The 19,735-nt window shown below is 45.9% G+C and carries 17 protein-coding genes; 13 read left to right on the top strand and 4 right to left on the bottom strand.

Annotated features, from left to right (window positions below; all coding sequences use genetic code 11):
• Positions 1-31: 31 nt before the first annotated feature.
• The 5 genes from EL210_RS08845 (at position 32) to EL210_RS08825 (ending at position 5,899) form a co-directional block, all read left to right on the top strand.
• On the top strand, positions 32-1,528 hold the full coding sequence (locus EL210_RS08845; protein WP_081620275.1) for an NADH-quinone oxidoreductase subunit N: 1,497 nt from the start codon (positions 32-34) through the stop codon (positions 1,526-1,528).
• Between the two features lie 225 nt (positions 1,529-1,753).
• Positions 1,754-2,944: an anaerobic nitric oxide reductase flavorubredoxin gene (locus tag EL210_RS08840; protein WP_018919199.1), complete on the top strand. Its 1,191-nt coding sequence runs from the start codon at positions 1,754-1,756 to the stop codon at positions 2,942-2,944.
• A gap of 28 nt (positions 2,945-2,972) precedes the next feature.
• Positions 2,973-3,137: a rubredoxin gene (gene rd / locus EL210_RS08835; RefSeq protein WP_004372607.1), complete on the top strand. Its 165-nt coding sequence runs from the start codon at positions 2,973-2,975 to the stop codon at positions 3,135-3,137.
• A 164-nt stretch (positions 3,138-3,301) separates the two neighbouring features.
• Positions 3,302-4,096, top strand: a complete 795-nt coding sequence (locus EL210_RS08830; protein WP_025879480.1) for a class I SAM-dependent methyltransferase — start codon at positions 3,302-3,304, stop codon at positions 4,094-4,096.
• 501 nt (positions 4,097-4,597) lie between these two features.
• Complete coding sequence (locus EL210_RS08825) at positions 4,598-5,899, top strand: alpha-L-fucosidase (RefSeq protein ID WP_018919197.1); 1,302 nt, start codon at positions 4,598-4,600, stop codon at positions 5,897-5,899.
• Between the two features lie 117 nt (positions 5,900-6,016).
• Here EL210_RS08825 and EL210_RS08820 read toward each other — a convergent pair whose 3' ends face one another.
• Positions 6,017-7,711: a putative transporter gene (locus tag EL210_RS08820; protein WP_018919196.1), complete on the bottom strand. Its 1,695-nt coding sequence runs from the start codon at positions 7,709-7,711 to the stop codon at positions 6,017-6,019.
• A gap of 191 nt (positions 7,712-7,902) precedes the next feature.
• Here EL210_RS08820 and ileS point away from each other — a divergent pair, with 191 nt between their 5' ends.
• From ileS to EL210_RS08790, 6 genes are all read left to right on the top strand, one after another.
• A complete protein-coding gene (ileS, locus tag EL210_RS08815) occupies positions 7,903-11,538 on the top strand; it encodes an isoleucine--tRNA ligase (RefSeq protein WP_018919195.1) in 3,636 nt (1,211 codons plus the stop codon).
• Positions 11,539-11,622: 84 nt separating this feature from the next.
• Positions 11,623-12,006, top strand: coding sequence for a TraR/DksA family transcriptional regulator (locus tag EL210_RS08810; RefSeq protein ID WP_004372613.1), 384 nt, complete (start codon positions 11,623-11,625; stop codon positions 12,004-12,006).
• Positions 12,003-12,650, top strand: a complete 648-nt coding sequence (locus EL210_RS08805; RefSeq protein WP_018919194.1) for a lipoprotein signal peptidase — start codon at positions 12,003-12,005, stop codon at positions 12,648-12,650. Before EL210_RS08810 ends, EL210_RS08805 begins: the two co-directional genes overlap by 4 nt.
• Before the next feature lie 4 nt (positions 12,651-12,654).
• Complete coding sequence (locus EL210_RS08800) at positions 12,655-13,560, top strand: DUF4296 domain-containing protein (RefSeq protein ID WP_018919193.1); 906 nt, start codon at positions 12,655-12,657, stop codon at positions 13,558-13,560.
• Positions 13,561-13,563: 3 nt separating this feature from the next.
• On the top strand, positions 13,564-13,764 hold the full coding sequence (locus EL210_RS08795; protein ID WP_018919192.1) for a hypothetical protein: 201 nt from the start codon (positions 13,564-13,566) through the stop codon (positions 13,762-13,764).
• Positions 13,765-13,941: 177 nt separating this feature from the next.
• On the top strand, positions 13,942-15,582 hold the full coding sequence (locus EL210_RS08790) for a dipeptidase (protein WP_018919191.1): 1,641 nt from the start codon (positions 13,942-13,944) through the stop codon (positions 15,580-15,582).
• 159 nt (positions 15,583-15,741) lie between these two features.
• Here the strand turns inward: EL210_RS08790 and EL210_RS13595 are convergent, their stop codons facing one another.
• From EL210_RS13595 to EL210_RS13825, 3 genes are all read right to left on the bottom strand, one after another.
• Positions 15,742-15,834, bottom strand: coding sequence for a smalltalk protein (locus EL210_RS13595; RefSeq protein ID WP_154649968.1), 93 nt, complete (start codon positions 15,832-15,834; stop codon positions 15,742-15,744).
• Positions 15,835-15,994: 160 nt separating this feature from the next.
• Entirely contained in the window at positions 15,995-16,438 is a 444-nt protein-coding gene (locus tag EL210_RS08785) for an HU family DNA-binding protein (protein ID WP_018919190.1), read from the bottom strand.
• Between the two features lie 678 nt (positions 16,439-17,116).
• Positions 17,117-17,386 carry a hypothetical protein gene (locus tag EL210_RS13825; protein ID WP_232000307.1) on the bottom strand — a complete coding sequence of 90 codons (270 nt, stop codon included), beginning with the start codon at positions 17,384-17,386 and terminating at the stop codon, positions 17,117-17,119.
• A 324-nt stretch (positions 17,387-17,710) separates the two neighbouring features.
• On the opposite strand from EL210_RS13825, the gene EL210_RS13820 reads away from it, so the two are divergent.
• Positions 17,711-18,364: a hypothetical protein gene (locus EL210_RS13820; protein WP_232000306.1), complete on the top strand. Its 654-nt coding sequence runs from the start codon at positions 17,711-17,713 to the stop codon at positions 18,362-18,364.
• Between the two features lie 123 nt (positions 18,365-18,487).
• Positions 18,488-19,735, top strand: coding sequence for an AAA family ATPase (locus EL210_RS08775; RefSeq protein WP_018919188.1), 1,248 nt, complete (start codon positions 18,488-18,490; stop codon positions 19,733-19,735).

The following is a 19,735-nucleotide window of genomic DNA, read 5'->3' as shown; positions in this document are numbered from 1 at the left end:
GATTATAAATGATAAAGAATAAAGATTTATGATGAATATAGATTATAGTCAATTTCTAAGCATGATACCTGAAGTGACCCTCGTGGCGCTTCTGATTATCATCTTCATTGCAGACTTTGCGACCGCTCAGCGTGTTGTTTTACCCAATGCCGAAAGTAAAGCCGTATCACCACGTGCGTGGTTCAATCCCTTAGTCTGCTTGTTGATGGCTGTGCATATTGTCATCAATATTTTCCCTGTAACCGCTGCTGCTGCTTTTGGCAACATGTATTATACAACGCCTGCTATCGGGGTTATCAAGACTATTCTTGCCTTGGGCGCACTCATTGTGCTCATTCAGAGTCGTGAGTGGCTGTCTCGTCCCGATACACAGTTCAAGGAGGGCGAGTTCTACATGCTGCTGATTTCAACCTTGTTAGGTATGAACATGATGGTCAGTGCCAATCACTTTCTGTTATTCTTCCTCGGTCTTGAAATGGCTTCTGTGCCAATGGCATGCCTCGTAGGACTTGACAAATACCGTCACAATTCGGCAGAAGCAGCTGCTAAGTTCATCTTGACAGCAACCTTCTCAAGCGGTGTGATGCTCTTTGGTATTTCATTCCTCTATGGCGCTATGGGAACTCTCTATTTCGACGACCTTGCCATGAAGATGCAGGCAACACCGCTTACTATCACAGGTATGGTGTTCTTCTTCAGTGGATTGGGTTTTAAGTTGTCTTTGGTTCCTTTCCATTTCTGGACAGCCGACACCTACCAGGGTGCTCCTACAACTGTCACCGGCTATCTTTCTGTTGTCAGTAAGGGTGCAGCAGCCTTTGCGTTGTGCGCCATTCTGATGAAAGTGTTTGCCCCGATGGTTGAATATTGGCAGTATCTTCTGTTCATAGTCATCGTGCTTTCTATCACGATTGCCAACCTCTTTGCCATTCGCCAGCGTGACTTGAAGCGCTTCATGGCCTTCAGTTCTATTTCTCAGGCGGGTTATATCGTGTTGGCACTTATCGGCAATTCTGCTATGAGCTTCACGGCTTTGAGTTTCTATGTGCTTATTTATGTTGCAGCTAACATGGCCGTTTTCTCGGTTATCAGCAGCGTTGAAGAACATAATAACGGCGTGGTTGACATGGAAGGCTACAATGGTCTTTACAAAACCAATCCCCGTTTGGCTTTCCTGATGACGCTTGCACTGTTCTCCTTAGGTGGCATTCCCCCATTTGCAGGTATGTTCAGCAAGTTCTTCGTATTCATGGCCGCTGTGAAAGGAGCATCAATCAGCACGACAGCCGGCTCACTTGCCTATGCAGTCGTATTCATTGCGTTGGTCAACACGGTAGTGAGTCTCTACTATTATCTGCTGATAGTCAAGGCAATGTATATCAAACACAACGAAAATCCACTGCCAACTTTCAAGAGTGCTTCAAGCACTAAGTTGGCTTTGGCTATCTGCACCACGGGCATCCTCCTCTTTGGTGTATGCAGTATGGTGTATGGATGGATTGACAGTGCATCTGTGGCTTCGCTCTAACTACACTATTGATCAGATAATCATCAGAGGCGTGACGACTCATTTCGTCACGCCTCTTTTTCTGTTTTGTTGTTCCTTATTGGTCATGGAATGACATCATTTTCAGCACATTTTCCCTTTTTCATGAGCTTAATTTCATGAAAAATGAAAAAAAGTGCGAGCTATTATGGCGCTTTGAAGAATTATTGTTAATTTTGCTTATTAATTCATTTATTGTTAATTATTATGGCGAAGAAGATAACAGATAAGGTAACTTGGGTAGGAAAGATTGATTGGGAATTAGTGCGTTTTCATGGTGATGAACTCTCCACCGACCATGGCTCAAGCTATAATGCATTCCTTATTCGGGATAAGAAGACTGTATTGATGGATACTGTGTGGCAGCCCTACGATAAAGAATTCGTGGCAAGACTGAAGCGTGAGATTGATTTGAAGGCGATAGACTACATTGTCATGAACCATAATGAGATTGATCATAGCGGTGCTCTCCCCGAACTTTTACGCGAAATCCCCGGCACTCCTATTTATTGTACAAAGAAAGGGGAGGCTATTCTCCGCGGACATTATCATCAGGACTGGAACTTTGTGAATGTCAAAACGGGCGATACGCTTGACTTAGGCGAGTCGACTCTTACTTTCATTGAGGCTACAATGTTGCATTGGCCCGACACGATGATGTCTTATCTTTCCGGTGAAGATATTCTCTTCTCCAATGATGTGTTTGGCCAGCACTTCGCAACCGAATCACTTTATAATGATCTCGTAAAGCAGGACGACCTGCTTTGGGAGGCAGAAAAGTATTATGCCAACATCATTTGTCCTTATAGTGCAATGGCAAGCCGTAAGGTGAAAGAGCTTCTTGGCATGAATCTCTCTATCAAAATGATTTGCCCGAGCCATGGGGTGATGTGGAAAAACAATCCTATGCAGATCATTGAGAAGTATCAAGCATGGGCCGATGCTTATAAGGAAAATCAGATAACCATTGTCTATGACACCATGTGGCAGTCTACCCGCAAGATGGCAGAAGCCATTGCCGAGGGCATATTGGTTGAAGACAATAGCGTTACCGTGAAGATTTACAATGCAGCCAAGGAAGACAAGAACGACATCCTGACGGAAATCTTCCAGTCGAAAGCCGTACTTGTAGGTTCACCGACAATCAACTATGGGTATTCTTATGCCATTGCCGGTATTCTTGAAATGGCCCGCGGCTTGAAGCTTAAGGGGAAGAAGGCTGCTGCTTTCGGTTCTTATGGCTGGAGCGGTGATGCACCTAAGCTTATTAGTGCACATTTGCAGGAGGCGGGTTTCGAACTTGTTGACGATGGAATTAAGGCTTTGTGGGTTCCCGATGAAGACGCACTTGCCACCTGTCGTGACTATGGAGAGGCATTTGCCAAGGCAACAAAATAAATCATTATTCATTAAAACAAAAACAATTATGAAAAAGTATGTATGTGACGTTTGTGGGTATATCTATGACCCAGCTGTAGGAGATCCTGATAATGGTATTGCACCCGGAACTGCATTTGAAGATATACCGGAAGACTGGGTTTGCCCAACTTGCGGTGTAACCAAGGAAGATTTCAGTGAGGTTGAGGAGTAATATCAGCATCATAGAATTTTATATGACAGTCCCGAGAAGTTCTGATGATAAGAGAACTCCTTGGGACTTTTTTCTTTGAATATTGAAGTTTGAACATTTGGCTTTATGAAAACATATGAATTCGGCATAAGAACAGCACATCTATCATAAATAAGAAGTAACCAATGGAAAATTATTATAAGACAAACAGAGAAGCGTGGAATGCAAGAACAAAAATTCATTTGTGTTCCTCATTTTATGATTTAGATAAATTCAAGAAAGAGATAAAGTCTGTACCCGACTTAGATTTGTCATTGTTAGGAGACGTTCGGGGAAAGTCCATTCTGCATCTTCAATGTCATTTCGGTATGGATACGCTTTCCTTGTCAAAGTTGGGAGCCAACGTAATGGGGATAGATTTTTCGGAAGAGGCTATACAAACGGCAAAGTCTTTAAATGAAGAATTAGGACTGAATGCGCAATTCTGCTGCTGTAATGTCTACGATATGCCTACTATGCTGCAAGGACAACAGTTTGACATTGTATATACATCTTACGGTGTAGTTAATTGGTTACCCGATTTAATCCAATGGGGGCAGGTGATTTCACAGATGCTGAAAGATGGTGGAAAGTTCGTTATCGTGGAATTTCATCCCATATTGTGGATGTTCAATGAAGATTTTTCTCAAGTCCGATATGCCTATTCACGCAAAGAACCTTACGTTGTAGAAGAACCCACCTATACAGACTCTGAAATTGACACTCGGCAAAAGACTGTTACGTGGAACCATGGGTTGGCTGTAGTTCTGAATGGTTTGCTCCATAATGGCTTACGGATAAAGTCTTTCGGAGAGTATGATTACTCGCCTTTCAACCTGTTTGGAAATATGATTGCCGAAAAGAATGGAACGTTCAAAATAGTGGGAAAGAAGGGCGAGATACCGATGCTGTTTTCTGTTGTTGCCGTGAAGAATCCGTAAAGGCACTGTAGTATGTAACCTGACTGTAGTAATATCAGGTGCTACTTTCAGACCATATGCTTAACCTTTTCTGTCACAGTAATCCCTGCTTGTAGTCATGTAGTAAGATAATATCGGTGAAAGAGGAAAGCCTTTTCTTTTCGTATTGAATGTTGAACATTGAACTTTATGAAATGCACGATTGCTGAAAGCCTCGCAATCTGCGTCATTTCAGCGTGTGATTTGACGCAGATTACCGCGTAACTTGATGCTGATTGCAGTGTGTTCTGCGTCAAGTTACAGCACAGTTTGACGCATGTTGCCTGTCTCTGCTTATGTCTTCTTTAGTTTCTACAACCCACAATGCGCTTTATCCCTGCTTTTGCAGTGCTGTCCTATACTGTTAGAGCTGGATGTTTCTCTTATTTTTTTGCCGATGAAACTTTAACGGATGATTTTCGATACAATTCTTCAGAACTTTCATTATCTTTGTAAACAGAAATCTAAACAATAGAAACATACATGAAAAAGACTTTATTTTTAATTGCAACTCTGCTGATGAATTATGTCGGCATGGCGCAGGAGACTTATCGGCCAACGTCTGAAAACCTCAAGGCGCGTGAGCAGTTCCAGGATGAGAAGTTTGGTGTATTCCTGCATTGGGGCCTCTACTCGATGATGGGTGCAGGCGAGTGGGTGATGAACAACAGGAATATCAACTATCAGGAGTACCCGAAGTTGGCAAAGACTTTCTATCCGTCAGAGTTTGATGCAGATGCCTGGGTGAGGGCAATCAAGGCTGCCGGGGCAAAATATATCACGATAACAACGCGCCACCACGATGGTTTCTCGCTTTTCAAAACCTCTGCCAGCACTTACAACACGGTAGATGCAACACCGTTCAAGCGGGATGTCATCAAGGAAATGGCCGATGCCTGCCAGCGACACGGCATTAAATTGCACCTCTATTATTCGCATTTGGACTGGGGAAGAGAAGATTATCCGCAGGGAAGGACAGGACTTGGGACAGGCAGACAGAAAGAGAAAGCCGACTGGACAAGCTATTACAACTTCATGAACACGCAACTTACAGAGCTGCTTACCCACTATGGGCCGATTGGAGCCATATGGTTTGATGGCTGGTGGGACCATGACAGCGATGCAAAGCCCTTTGATTGGCAGTTGGAAGCGCAGTATGCAATGATACATAAGCTACAGCCACAGTGTCTCATTGGTAACAATCATCATCAGACTCCCAATCCCGGTGAGGACATTCAGATATTCGAACGTGATCTTCCCGGCGAGAATAAAGCAGGACTTTCGGGACAGGGCATCAGCAGATTACCTCTTGAATCATGCCAGACGATCAATGACCACTGGGGCTATTCGATTACCGACAGCAACTATAAAACGCCCAAAGAACTAATACAGATGTTGGTTCGGGCAGCGGGGAAGAATGCAAACCTGTTGCTTAATGTAGGTCCGGAACCAGGAGGAGCACTCCCTTCGCTTGCCCTCGATCGCCTGAAAGCCATTGGAAAATGGATGAATAAATACGGAGAAACCATTTATGGCACGCGTGGAGGAATTGTAGCTCCGCATGATTGGGGCGTAAGTACTCAGCGCGGAAACAAACTCTATATCCATATTTTGAATTGTATGGACTCAAGTTTATTCGTTCCTCTTGGCAATCACAAGGTGAAGTCGGCTTTGGTTTATGCCACGGGTAAGTCCGTCAATTACACGAAAACGGGCAATGGAATAACCCTGAATCTTGGAGCAATTCCCACTGATATTGATTATATCATAGCCTTGACGCTTTGATAAATGGTGTGATAAATCAATGGTTCATCTGAACAAATATAAAGTAAAACGCAACAGTTCAAGAAAACTGTTGCGTTTTTATTTTCCCCTTAAATGCGGGAATGTCAAGTTGAGTGGTTATGCTCCGCAACAGAACAGCACAACGATTTGCGCCGTAAAGATGCGCAGGAACATGCTCAATGGATAGACCGTGGAATAGCCTATGGCCGGAGCTTCACGCGTACAAATGCTGTTGGCATAGGCCAATGCGGGTGGGTCGGTGTAGGAACCCGAAATCATTCCCATGATAGTAAAGTAGTTGAACTTATAGCGCAGGCGGGCAATGGTTCCCACAATGAGGATTGGAATGATGGTGATGAAGAAGCCCGTGTACACATATTTCAAGCCGTCTCCCTGTACAACGGTTTCCCAGAAACCTGCTCCCGCCTTAATACCTACAGAGGCAAGAAAAAGCACAAGCCCGATTTCACGAAGCATCATGTTGGCAGAGGTTGTGGTGTAGGTGACAAGTTTGAACCGATAACCGAACCTGCCAATCAGGATTGCAATAATCAGAGGGCCACCGGCGATACCGAGTTTCAAAGGAACAGGCATGCCTGGGATTGCGATTGGAATGCTTCCGAAAAGAATACCGATGATAATGCCAATGAAAATCGTGCCGATATTGGGTGCATCAAGGCGCTTGGTACTGTTGCCCATCATTTCGGCCACGCGGTTCACATTATCCTCAGGGCCTACTACCATGATACGGTCGCCAATCTGGAAATGGTGATTACGGCTGGCAAAGAGGTCCATGCCTTGGCGGGTAACGCGCGTTACATTGACGCCATAGACACTTGAGAAGTGCATCTTTCCCAATGTTTTGCCATTCATGGCTGGATTGGTGACAACAATCCGTCGACTGATGAGTGGCTGTGTTTCAGCTTCGGTGTGCCAGGGAGTGTCAATCTCTGGGCCGATGAAAGCTTTGATAGCTTCGGCATCTCCCTCTGTACATACAACTAGAAGTTCATCTCCAAGACTGAATATCGTATCGCGGTTAGGAATAGTTACTTCGCCATCATGAAGCAGGCGTGAGCAGATGACATCACGGTTGAGGAACTGAGAAATCTCAAGCAGTGAGCGACCTGCAATGTAGGCATTGCTCACTTTCAGGTGCATCTGATGAGGTTTTGCATGTGGATTCTCGTCTTCCTGTTCAGCAAGGTTCTGCTCTTCTTTTTCCAATCTCACGCGTGTGATATAGCGTATGGCAATTGTTGCTCCGATAATTCCCAGTACGCCGAGTGGATAGGCGCAGGCATATCCCGAGGCTATCTGTGGCATGTGTCCTTGGGGGAAGACACTGGTCAAGGCTTCATTGGCGGCACCAAGTCCCGGGGTGTTGGTTACGGCACCATAGAGTGTGCCGACCATCATCGGGAGATTGTCAACATTATGGGTATCAAAGAAAACCCAATAGCAGACAAACATTACTCCGATGTTGAGCAATATCATTGCGGTGGCAAGCAGGTTGAGTGTGACACCTCCTTTTCTGAAACTTTCGAAAAAGCCTGGGCCTACCTGAAGACCAATGCAGAACACGAAAAGAATCAGGCCGAAATCCTGGATGAAACTAAGAATGTTTGTGGGGGCTGTAAAGCCGATATGTCCTGCAACAATGCCTGCAAAGAGCACAAAGGTCACGCCGAGAGAGATACCTCCTACTTTCACTTTGCCTAACAGTACGCCTACGGAAATCACGATTGCATAGAGCATGGCTATATGGGCCACAGAGTCGGTAGTGGTAAAAAGATTGATTAACCAGTTCATAATTAATAGTGTAAATTCACTTGCAAATGTAGTGAGTTTTTAGGGATTAGCAAAATATATGTTATGTAATTTTAAGGCTCTGCTTTCATATTATTAAAAAGAGTGGGCTCTTTTTGGGATTGCTAATAATTTTTATTATCTTTGCGGGCATTAAAAAGTTACGTAACAAAATATATAGATTTTTATAGGATATGGCTAAGAAATTTGCCGAACATGACGGTCTTAATCTGGTCAAGACAAATCAAGAGGTGTTGGCCGAGTGGGAGAAGAACGATATTTTCCACAAGTCAATCGCTGAGCGCGAAGGTTGTCCACAGTTTATTTTCTTCGAGGGTCCTCCTTCGGCTAATGGTCATCCGGGTATTCATCATGTGCTGGCCCGCGCTATCAAGGATACATTCAACCGTTATAAGACAATGAAAGGTTATCAGGTTCACCGTAAGGCGGGCTGGGATACCCATGGACTTCCTGTTGAGTTGGGCGTAGAGAAAGAACTCGGTATTACGAAGAAAGATATTGACAATAAGGCTTCGCAGAAGTATATCTCAACGGAAGACTATAATAAGAAATGTCGTGAAAACGTGATGATGTTCACTGCTGAATGGCGTGAACTTACGGAGAAAATGGGATATTTCGTTGACCTCGATCATCCTTATATCACCTATGACAATAAATATATAGAGACCCTTTGGTGGCTTTTGAAACAACTCTACAACAAGGGTCTGCTCTATAAAGGTTATACCATTCAACCTTACTCTCCGGCTGCCGGTACGGGATTGTCGAGCCATGAGCTGAATCAGCCAGGATGTTATCGTGATGTGAAAGACACTACGGTTACGGCTCAGTTCCTCATCAAAGACCCCAAGGCCGAATGGACAAAGCATGGTAAGCCTTATTTCATTGCGTGGACCACTACGCCTTGGACACTTCCTTCAAACGTGGCACTCTGTGTTGGTCCAAAGATTGACTATGTGGCTGTGGAGACTTATAATCTCTATGATGGTCAGCCTGTTACCTTAATCATGGCAGAGAGTCGTGTCAGTGCCTATCTCAACCCAGAGCAGGAAGTGAAGGAGGGCGAACTTGGCGCTTTTGACAAGGAGAATAAAAAATGTCCTTGGCGTATTGTAGACCGAATGAAAGGCTCTGATTTAGAAGGACTTCATTATGGCCAGCTCATGCCCTGGGTAAAGCCTTGCGAGAAGGTGGATGACTTTTCACCAGCGTTTGTGAAAGCCTATGCCGAGTCACATGCCGACAAGGTGTTTGCAAGCGAAGACGGTCGTGACACGTTTGTTGAAATGGACAGCGAAGCTTTCCGTGTTATCTTGGGTGACTATGTGACCACTGAAGACGGTACAGGTATCGTGCACATTGCGCCCACCTTTGGTGCTGATGATGCTAAAGTGGCTAAAGACGCAAATATTCCAGCCCTTTATTTGATTAACCAGCAGGGTGAGACTCGACCAATGGTTGATTTACAGGGTAAATATTATGGTTTGGAAGACCTCGATAATAACTTCATAAAGGCTTGCATAGACAAGGAAGCCTATGGGCATCATGCCGGTGACTATGTGAAGAATTCATACGACCCGAAATATAATCCTGACGGAGTTTGGGACAAGAAAGCCAGTGAAAAGGATGAAGACCTGAACATCGTGCTCTGTATGGAGATGAAGCAGGAGGGCACAGCTTTCAAGATTGAAAAGCATGTGCACAACTATCCGCATTGCTGGCGTACAGATAAGCCTGTGCTTTATTATCCGCTTGATAGCTGGTTTATTAAGGACACGGCAAAGAAAGAGCGTATGGTGGAACTCAACAACACTATTCGTTGGCAACCAGAAAGTACGGGTACGGGGCGTTTCGGCAATTGGTTGGAGAACCTGAACGACTGGAACCTCTCACGTTCACGCTTCTGGGGAACCCCTCTTCCTATCTGGCGGGATGATAAGCGTAATGAAAAGTGTATCGGAAGCCTGGAAGAACTCTATGCAGAAGTCGAGAAGAGTGTGGCCGCCGGTGTGATGAAGAGCAATCCGCTGAAGGACAAAGGCTTTGTTCCTGGAGACTATTCAAAAGAAAATTATGATAAGGTCGACCTGCACCGTCCATACGTAGATGATATCGTTCTGGTCAACGAGGCAGGCGAACCCATGAAGCGCGAGAGCGATTTGATTGACGTTTGGTTTGACTCGGGCTCCATGCCTTATGCTCAACAGCACTATCCGTTTGAGGGTGAGATTGTACCCGAAGGACTGAAAGCTACAGGCAAGAGCGAAGACGAATATCGTCGAGAGCTTGTCACTTCTACCTATGAGGGCATCCCTGTGCCTCCGGCTTACTATCCTGCCGACTTCATTAATGAGGGAGTAGACCAGACGCGTGGCTGGTTCTTTACCTTGCATGCCATTTCCACAATGGTGTTTGATCATGTGGCCTTCAAGAATGTCATCTCTACAGGCCTTGTGCTTGATGCCAAGGGAAACAAGATGAGCAAGCATGTGGGCAATGTGACCAATCCGTTTGAAATGATTGATAAGTATGGGGCCGACCCTGTACGCTTCTATATGATGACAAACTCCGAGCCTTGGGACAACTTGAAGTTCGACCCGAACGGAGTAGACGAGACACGCCGTAAGTTGTTCGGAACATTATATAATACGTATAGTTTCTTTGCACTCTATGCTAATGTCGACGGCTTTAACCCCGAGGCAGAGCAGGTGGCACTTGAAAACCGTCCGGAGATTGACCGTTGGATAATTTCCAAAGCCAACTCTCTGATAAAGGGTGTTGAGCACGAATTGGAAAACTTTGACCCCACGCGTGCCGGCCGATTGATAGATGCCTTTGTCAACGACGATTTGAGTAATTGGTATGTGCGTCTGAACCGTAAACGTTTCTGGGGCACAGAGATGAGTGAAGACAAGCTTTCGGCTTATCAGACGCTTTATACCTGCCTGATGACAGTGGCGAAATTGCTGGCTCCGTTTGCCCCATTCTATGCCGACGAACTCTATCATGACTTGGGAGGCAAACTGGAAAGCGTGCATCTCGACCTGTTCCCCATTGCCGACGAGCAGGCTATTGATGCCGACCTCGAAATCCGAATGGGTATGGCACAGAAGATAACTTCAATGACCCTTGCCTTGCGTCGTAAGATAAACATCAAGGTGCGTCAGCCATTGGCTCAGATTATGATTCCTGCCATTGATGCCGAACAGAGACAGCACATTGAAGCCGTGGCCGACCTCATCAAGAATGAAGTCAACGTGAAGGAACTTCTGTTTGTCGAGGGCCAGGGCATGCTAGTGAAGAAGATAAAGTGCAATTTCCGAGTTATGGGCAAGAAGTTTGGCAAACTGATGAAGTCGGTGGCAGCCCACATGGATGCGCTCACCCAAGACGAAATTGCCTTACTCGAAACTTCGGGAAGCATCAGCTTCGAGGTTGAAGGCCAGGCAGTGACTGTCGAGGCATGTGATGTCGACATCATCAGCGAGGATATTCCAGGCTGGTTGGTGAGCAATGAGGGCAATCTGACCGTGGCACTCGAGGTAGAGTTGACCGAAGATTTGAAACGTGAGGGTATGGCACGCGAACTGATTAACCGTATTCAGAATCTGCGTAAGGAAACGGGACTTGAGATTACCGACCGCATCCTTGTTACCGTGGCTCCGAATGTACAGACCGATGCCGCCATTGAATCCTTTGGCGAGATGATCAAGAGTCAGGTGCTTGCCAACGACATCAAGATAGCCGACAATCAGGGGGCAGAGGTTGAATTTGATGACTTCAAGCTCAATATCCTTGTAGAGAAAGATTAAAAAGAGACTACCGTGTGGCAGTTGGAACATCCCTCTGCCACCGGCTCTTTCCTTTTATATATAAATTCAAAAATTTAATATCCTATGAACAAGAAAGCACGTTATTCAGATGAGGAATTGGAAGAGTTCCGTTCTATCATCAATGACAAATTGAAAGTAGCTCGTACGGAATACACAGCGCTGATGGATCAGTTGATGAATAAAGACGGCAATGGGGTTGACGACACTTCACCAACCTATAACAAGGTGCTTGATGAAGGGAATGCCAACCAGAGCAAGGAAGAAATGATTCAGATGTCACAGCGCCAGCAGAAATTCATCAGAGCTTTAGAGGGCGCATTGCTCAGAATTGAGAACAAAACCTATGGGATTGACCGCATGACAGGCGAATTGATTCCAAAGGAACGCCTCCGCATTGTGCCTCATGCCACATTGAGCGTGGCATCGAAGAACGCAAGAAAGAAATGAAAAAGAACAAAATTCTATCCGATGGTGTCCTGGCCTTTATCCTGATAGCTGTCATTCTTCTTATAGATCAGTTCATCAAGATTGAGGTCAAGACACATTTTTGTCTTGGTGAGTCTATCCATATCACCGATTGGTTCTATATCAGTTTTGTTGAAAACAATGGCATGGCCTACGGCATGACCTTTTTCAACAAACTGGTGCTCAGCCTTTTCCGCCTCGTGGCAATCACGGCAATAGGCTGGTATCTTCGGCAGGTGCTCAAGCAGAAGCACACGACGGGATATATTGTCGTGCTGTCGATGATTCTTGCCGGTGCGGTGGGAAACATTCTCGACTCCATGTTCTATGGACTCATCTTCGAATCCTCTACTCCGTTCAGTGTGGCAGGCTTCGTGCCCTTTGGAACAGGTTATGCTCCTTTCCTGCAAGGCAAGGTGGTCGACATGTTCTATTTCCCGATGATTGTAACCACTTATCCGTCATGGGTTCCGTTCAAGGGAGGAGATGAATTTATCTTCTTCTCGCCAGTGTTCAACTTTGCCGATGCCTGCATTTCTGTAGGTATTGTTGCACTTTTCCTGTTCTATCGAAATGAGATTGAACACCTTTCAGAAACTGTGAAGGGAGCGTTTAGAAAGAAATAAAAAGATGCTGATGAAGCAAGCAATATTGAAAACCGTGATGTGTGTGGGCTTCCTGATGCTTATTGCAGGCTGTAAGCCCACTGTGCCTTCCCGCTATATCCAGCCTGGAGAGCTGGAAGATATTCTTTATGATTATCATCTGGCTGACGCCATGGCTTTGGTCTCGGGCAACGACTCTGTCAATATGGTGAAATATCATACGGCTGTGCTTCAGAAACATGGTTACACTGAGGCTGACTTCGATTCTTCATTGGTGTATTATCTGCGCCACACCGAGCAGCTGAAAACAATCTATGAAAACCTTGCCAAGCGTTTCAGAGATGAATCTGTGGCACTTGGTGGTTCGGCAGGAGATGCTTTCGCCAATGTTGGTCTTACAGGAGACACGGCCAATGTGTGGCGTGAGGAAACCTCATTGGTGCTTGCACCGCAGAAGCCTTTCAATCAGCATAGCTTCTCATTGAAAGCCGACTCGGCTTTCCATAAGGGTGATGTCTTGATGCTTGATTTCAATAGTGATTTCATTTATCAGGACGGTATGCGCGATGGTGTTGTGATGCTTTCCGTGAGGTTCAGCAATGACAGCATAGCTTCACAGACGGTTCATCTTTCGACAGGAGGTCATAGCAGTCTTAGGGTGAGCGATGATCATCGGTTAGGCATCAAGGAAGTCAGAGGCTTCTTCATGCTCAGCCGAAGTCAGAGTCCTGGAGAGAACACCACGACACTCAAGCTGATGATAGTCAGCGGAATCAGACTCCTTCGCATGCATGCCAGTCAAGAGAAGCTTGAAATGAAAGCCCAGGCCGACAGCCTGTCGCGCGATTCTTCCCGTCAGAGGCAACCCCTTACTCCTCCCTCAACTCCCATGATACCTGAGGGTGAATTGGATAAGCCCATGACCCGATAGACTATGAAGGAAAATGCACTCCGCCGATTGGCTTTTCATGAAGTCGTCTTCGACGATGGTCACACGTTGCATCATGCCGTTGTCGAAGTCTGTGGCAAAGAGGTGTTGAACAGTTATACGTTCAATGGCGAGCCTGCTATGACCGAATGGATAGGAGGAAAGGCTTTTATCGAAAAAGGAAAAATAAGGATGCTTAATGTTTAATGTTGATTGTTGAGTGTTTAATGTTTAATGGAAAATTCATAATTCATAATTCATAATTATACATTAAAATACATTACACACTAAACATTCCTCATTTCTCATTAACATATCGGGCTTAACGTAATATGTAATATGTAATATGTAATTTTTTTGAATGTTAACCATTAATATATCAGTATGAACATCAATAAAACTCTTTTTCTGCTTTTGGGCCTCATGCTTTATGCAGTCCCTTCAGAGGCTTGCACGAATTTCATTGTAGGCAAGAAAGCCAGTGTCAACGGAAGCGTCATCTGCACCTACAATGCCGACAGCTATGGTTCGTTTCTCGGGTTGACCCATTATCCGGCAGCCACGCATGAGAAAGGTGAAATGCGTGCCGTCAATGATTGGGAAACAAGCGTGTGTCATGGTTTCATCCCCGAGGCTCCCGTGACCTATAATATCATTGGCAACATCAACGAATATCAAGTGACCATTGGCGAAACCACCTATGGCGGGCGTGCCGAAATGGTCGACTCCACAGGCATTCTCGACTATGGAAGTCTCATTTACATTGCCCTGCAACGCTCACGCACAGCCCGCGAAGCCATTCGCGTGATGACAACCTTGGTAGAGGCTTATGGCTACAACAGCGAGGGCGAAACCTTCACCATCTGCGACCCCAATGAAGCCTGGATCATGGAGATGATGGGCTGTGGCGCGGGAAGCAAGAAAGTCGTGTGGGTGGCCCAGCGCATCCCCGATGACGCTATCTGTGCACATGCCAACCAAAGCCGTATCGGAAACTTCAACATGAAAGACAAGAAGAATGTGCTCTATAGCAAGAACGTCATTTCCTTTGCCCGAAGCAAAGGGTGGTTCAAGGGGCGTGATGACGAGTTCAACTGGAAGATGACCTATGCGCGCCCCGACTTCGGAGGACGTCGTTTCTGTGATGCCCGCGTGTGGGCATTCTTCAATCGCTTTGCCGATGGCTTCTCCCGCTATTTGCCTTGGGCCGAGGGACTTGATCCCAACGCTGAAGACATGCCGCTCTGGATAGTGCCCAAGCATAAACTCAGTGTGCAAGATGTGCAGACTGCCATGCGCGACCATTATGAAGGCACACCTCTCGCCACCGACACCCTCGACATCGGAGGCGGCATCTGGCAAATGCCCTACCGCCCCTCGCCCTTGGTCTATAAAGTCAATGGAAAAGCTTATTTCAACGAGCGCCCCGTGAGCACCCAGCAAACCACTTTCTCCTATGTCAGCGAAATGCGTTCATGGCTTCCCCGTGAGATTGGTGGCGTGTTGTGGTTTGGCAATGACGACGGAAACATGATAGCCTACACCCCTGTCTATTGTGGCAACACCGTGCGTCCCGAATGCTATAACACGCCTGGGGCTGATGCCCTTACCTTCTCGATGAAGAATGCCTTCTGGGTGTGCAATTGGGTCAGCAACATGGTCTATCCGCGTTATAGCCAGATGTTCCCAAGTCTGAAAGCCGTGCGCGACAGTCTCGAACAGAGCTATTTTGCCCAGCAGGCAGAAATTGAAAAAGAAGCCTGCCGGCGCTATGCCACCGATAAGGCGGCAGCCCTGCGCCAGCTCAACGACTATAGCAACCTGCAGGCACAGCGCATGCTTGCGCGTTGGACGCAGTTGGCTTTCCACCTCATCGTGAAATACAACGATATGGTTGTCAGACCCACCGATGAAAACGGTAACTTCCTGCGCACCAAGCGTGGAACTCCTGCCCCTGTCTGGCGCTCTGGATACCCCGCACCCTATGCCCGAAAGTTGGCGAAAGAACTCACACCGATGCCCTGAAAAAGGAAGCCTCACCCCCAACCCCTCTCCAAGGAGAGGGGAGTGCGAATTGAGAAGGCGAATTGAGAAGGCGAATTGAGAAGGCGAATTGAAAAAAACTCTCCATAAGACTCTGCGCACACTCCCCCTCTCCTTGGGAGAGAGGGCAGGGGAGAGGTGTCACATGCACGAGCTAACCCCGAGGGTTGTGGCAATGGCCGTAAGAATGGTGATGACAGTCTGAAGGATGACTTTCCAAGTGTTGTTTTTCATGATGATATTTTTTTAAGATTAATAATGAAGCCTCACCCCCAACCCCTCTCCAGGGAGAGGGGAACTACGGTAGAGGACCGGGAAGAGATTCTTCTCAATTAGTCTTCCCAAATCTTTTCCCCTCTCCTTGGGAGAGGGGTTGGGGGAGAGGTGTTATACGCTATCCCTGAGGTGTTCCAGTCTCAGTTTTCTTTTTCTTTTTCTGAATCTGATATTCAGTCTGTTCCTGCACATGGGTAGCGGTCTTGAGGCTGTGGGCATTGAATTTCCCAGTCGGGCGTGCACGCAGGCGATAGGCCTTGATGTGTTTGGCAGGCGAGAAGGCTGCACCCGATTCTGCACCCTTGGAGGTGATGCCTACGGAGAAAATGGCCAGATTGTCGAGCTTCACGGCCGTGCCCGCCAATGCCAGTTCCCTGATACACTCCACCATGTCGGTGATGATGCCTTTGATGACGCCTTTCGAGAAAGGAGTGTTGTGAAACGACATGTGTTCAGCCAACTGTTCGATGTTCTTGGTCTCGTTGATCACTGATCGGGCATAGAATCTGCCATAGCCTGCCGATTTCTTGTTTTTGTTCTTGTAAATCTTGTAGTTTAACATGGTAATTACGCCTCCTTCTACTCTCCCGGGTGAGCGGCCCCACTTTTACCTGCGAAGAAGGACTTTGATGTGGGTGTGTTTACATGGTTTTGTTTCTTTCCTACAAAGATACAGTACAATCGTCCGAAGACCATGGAAAAAGGGATTTTGAGCGTGTTAATGGGTGTTAAAGATTAATTCGTAATTCATAATGCACAATTCATGATGCATGATTCGTCATGCAGAATCAAAAATATTACATATTACAATATTACATGTAACGTTTACTCAATTCACTGTTTTTTAATTCATCATGCATAATTGCGCATTTGCATGAGAAAACAAAGCGCTTGACATCTCTTAACCATGCATTATGCATGGTGAATAGGTCTGAATATAAGATAGCTTATTATAATATATAATATATTATATATTATAATAACATAATACTACTAATAATTATTATATATAATCTCCATAAAACTATCAATCCGTAAGTATCCCTTATATTCCTGTGCATCATGCATGATGAATTGAGTAAACGTTACATGTAATATTGTAATATGTAATATTTTTATTTTTTCTTTTTCATTACATATTCAATCGTTTGTTTTTCCAATTTTTTTTCTTATCTTTGTCATCGGATGCGAAAGAAATGCCGATTGAAAAACTAAGGGGGAGTGTCAGTTGGACTTTTCTTCAAAACCACTGATAACAAAATGAGTTTTCAGGAAATAATAATCTTTCAAAAGAAAAACCATAGTGAGCATAATTCAACTGCGCATCGTCGGACTGCCCTATCATGAGATAGCCGGCTGTATGGAGGACTTCATGGGGGAGGCCCTTGGAAAAGCCGTCACCCTGCGTGCTGAGCACGACAATCATGCCGACCCGCAGGCTGTTGTGGCCTACGACTGGCAGGGGCGACTGATAGGCTATGTGTGCAGGAGGCAGCGTGGGCTGGCGCATGAGGCTTTTGCCTGCGTGGAGAGGGAACGCCTGCGCACGAGAGTAGTCGAAGTCGACAAGGAGCATAACTCATTGCTTGTGGAGCAGTTTGTGAAAAATTGCAGTGGGACATCAGCTTCGCTTCCGCTTCTGGATTTCTCTGCCTGGCACTATGCCGGCCCTCTGCTCGAGCGTTCGCGCGAACTGAAGCGCCTTGAGGCGGTGGCCGACGGCATCGACGACCTGCTTGAAGCCTGGCCCGAATGGAGCACCTCTGAACGTGAGGAGTTCGCCTGCCTGCTGGTACGCTTCAGCTCGCTTTCGCTGCTCGATATCAGCCGTGAAATGACTCAGCGTCGGCAGGCACTCGTGGGGCGCATGGAAGCGATCGGTGTGGATGTGGATGCCGAAGTGATTCATTCGCTCGAACGGCTTGGAAGCGTAATGGGGCGCCAATTGGGCAGTGAAGCGATGACCATGGAGCGCTGGCTCTCAATGGTGGCCGATGAAGAAACCACGAAGCGCCTGTTCTTGCAGGTCTCTGACGATGAAGTCGGTAAGGTGATTGCTTCTTTGGAGGCTTTCCCCGCAGGACTTTATCGTGTGTGGCAGAACGACCGTCAGAATTTCCTTTCCCGACTCTATTATGCCTCGGTGCCGAAGCGCCAATTGTGGCAGTTTCTCTCGGGCGTCGTGTTCGTAGAAGTGGCGAAGCGGAGCAAACCCTCGGCTGAACTCCCCTGGCAATGGACTGCCCACACTGAATGTATTGATGATGAAACGCTCCATGCCTTTCGCCGCACCTTCGAGTATGTTCGTCGGCATGGCTACCCGCAGGCCGATGCGCTCCTTGCCCGGGTGGATGAAGAGATAGAGCGTCGGCAAGCACAGATACCTCGCTCGTTGACCGTGCACGGCAATTATATTGAGGCGCACGATAATGGGCAATTGGTGGTTGGCGAGAAAGAAAGCGTTAATGAACGCGAAAAAATATCGTAAAAAAGCCCTTTTAGATGTAATTTTATATAAATAACCGCACTTTTATGAGAAAAAATCTCGCAAAACGCCATGAAGAGCGTTTTTGTTTGTTATCTTTGCATTAAATATTTATCATATACAATTATGCTGATTAATTTTAGTTTTGGTAATTTCCGCTCGTTCCGTGACATCAAGTCATTGCGCATGGAAGCGGGGAGAGTTGAAGACTTGTCCGAGTCTGTTATCGAAAAAGATGGTTTCCGCCTGCTCCCTGTGGCTGCAATCTATGGGGCTAACTCGAGTGGAAAGACGAATGTTATCAAAGCGTTGGGATGGTTTAGATATATTGTAAGAAACAATACTAAGCTTAATCCCGATAATTTTATTCCACATAATCCTTTTATGCTTGATACGCAAACGAAAGATGCTCCTACAGCGTTCGAAATTCAATTCTTGCTTGATAATGCGGTTTATAAATATGGTTTTGAATATCTACCGAGAGAGATTGTCAGGGAATGGCTTTACGAAAAGAAGGTTGAGCCGAATAGTAAAGAGCATGTTTTGTTCGAACGACAAGGAGAAGAATTTACTGTCTCAACAAAATATTTTCCTGAAGGCAAAAATAAAAAGGAACTTACAACCAAGAATCGCCTTTTTCTCTCACTTGTGGCTCAACTCAATGGAGAAGTTTCTCAAAAACTCATCTCGTATTTTAGGTGTTGCAATACGATTTCAGGCTTAGAAGGAGAAGGATATAAGCAGTTTTCACTTAAAATGCTTGCAAATAAACTCGATGGTTATGCCCAAGCCATAAATCTATTCAAAAAGCTTGACTTGGGATTTACCGAGTTAGAGGTCGAAGAATTCAAAATTTCTGATGAAACAAAAGAAAAAATAGCTACTTTGCAGGATGTAAATCTTAAGAAAACTTTGGAATCGAGGGAATATGATATATATACGACACATCATGTTTATGACAAAGAGGGGAAAGTAGTGGGACAGACGAGATTTAATGCAGAGATTTTTGAGTCGAATGGAACGAATAAAATAATCTCGTTCTCGGGGCCGCTTTTCGATACACTTCTAAAGGGCAAGGTGCTCTTCGTCGACGAACTTGATGCCAAGCTTCACCCCATGCTGACGCGTGCCATTGTGCGCCTGTTCATGGACAAGGAAACCAACCCTAAGGGGGCACAGGTCGTATTCACCACCCACGACACGCATCTGCTTGATAAGGATTACCTTCGCCGTGATCAGGTGTGGTTCACCGAGAAAGATGCCACCGAAGCCAGCGACCTCTATTCGCTTCTTGAATTCAAGGAGCGCAATGACCGCAATTTCGAGAAAAATTATATTGAAGGCCGTTATGGTGCCATTCCATTCATCCGATAA

Source organism: Segatella oris, assembly GCF_900637655.1.
Lineage (GTDB): Bacteria > Bacteroidota > Bacteroidia > Bacteroidales > Bacteroidaceae > Prevotella > Prevotella oris.
This window is presented reverse-complemented; position numbering and strand designations above follow the sequence as displayed.

Excerpts from the sequence above, each read along its gene's own strand:
- EL210_RS08845 (WP_081620275.1), top strand. The coding sequence starts at position 32 with ATGAATATAGATTATAGTCAATTTCTAAGCATGATACCTGAAGTGACC.
- EL210_RS08840 (WP_018919199.1), top strand. The coding sequence starts at position 1,754 with ATGGCGAAGAAGATAACAGATAAGGTAACTTGGGTAGGAAAGATTGAT.
- rd (WP_004372607.1), top strand. The coding sequence starts at position 2,973 with ATGAAAAAGTATGTATGTGACGTTTGTGGGTATATCTATGACCCAGCT.
- EL210_RS08830 (WP_025879480.1), top strand. The coding sequence starts at position 3,302 with ATGGAAAATTATTATAAGACAAACAGAGAAGCGTGGAATGCAAGAACA.
- EL210_RS08825 (WP_018919197.1), top strand. The coding sequence starts at position 4,598 with ATGAAAAAGACTTTATTTTTAATTGCAACTCTGCTGATGAATTATGTC.
- EL210_RS08820 (WP_018919196.1), bottom strand. The coding sequence starts at position 7,711 with ATGAACTGGTTAATCAATCTTTTTACCACTACCGACTCTGTGGCCCAT.
- ileS (WP_018919195.1), top strand. The coding sequence starts at position 7,903 with ATGGCTAAGAAATTTGCCGAACATGACGGTCTTAATCTGGTCAAGACA.
- EL210_RS08810 (WP_004372613.1), top strand. The coding sequence starts at position 11,623 with ATGAACAAGAAAGCACGTTATTCAGATGAGGAATTGGAAGAGTTCCGT.
- EL210_RS08805 (WP_018919194.1), top strand. The coding sequence starts at position 12,003 with ATGAAAAAGAACAAAATTCTATCCGATGGTGTCCTGGCCTTTATCCTG.
- EL210_RS08800 (WP_018919193.1), top strand. The coding sequence starts at position 12,655 with ATGCTGATGAAGCAAGCAATATTGAAAACCGTGATGTGTGTGGGCTTC.
- EL210_RS08795 (WP_018919192.1), top strand. The coding sequence starts at position 13,564 with ATGAAGGAAAATGCACTCCGCCGATTGGCTTTTCATGAAGTCGTCTTC.
- EL210_RS08790 (WP_018919191.1), top strand. The coding sequence starts at position 13,942 with ATGAACATCAATAAAACTCTTTTTCTGCTTTTGGGCCTCATGCTTTAT.
- EL210_RS13595 (WP_154649968.1), bottom strand. The coding sequence starts at position 15,834 with ATGAAAAACAACACTTGGAAAGTCATCCTTCAGACTGTCATCACCATT.
- EL210_RS08785 (WP_018919190.1), bottom strand. The coding sequence starts at position 16,438 with ATGTTAAACTACAAGATTTACAAGAACAAAAACAAGAAATCGGCAGGC.
- EL210_RS13825 (WP_232000307.1), bottom strand. The coding sequence starts at position 17,386 with ATGCGCCAGCCCACGCTGCCTCCTGCACACATAGCCTATCAGTCGCCC.
- EL210_RS13820 (WP_232000306.1), top strand. The coding sequence starts at position 17,711 with ATGACTCAGCGTCGGCAGGCACTCGTGGGGCGCATGGAAGCGATCGGT.
- EL210_RS08775 (WP_018919188.1), top strand. The coding sequence starts at position 18,488 with ATGCTGATTAATTTTAGTTTTGGTAATTTCCGCTCGTTCCGTGACATC.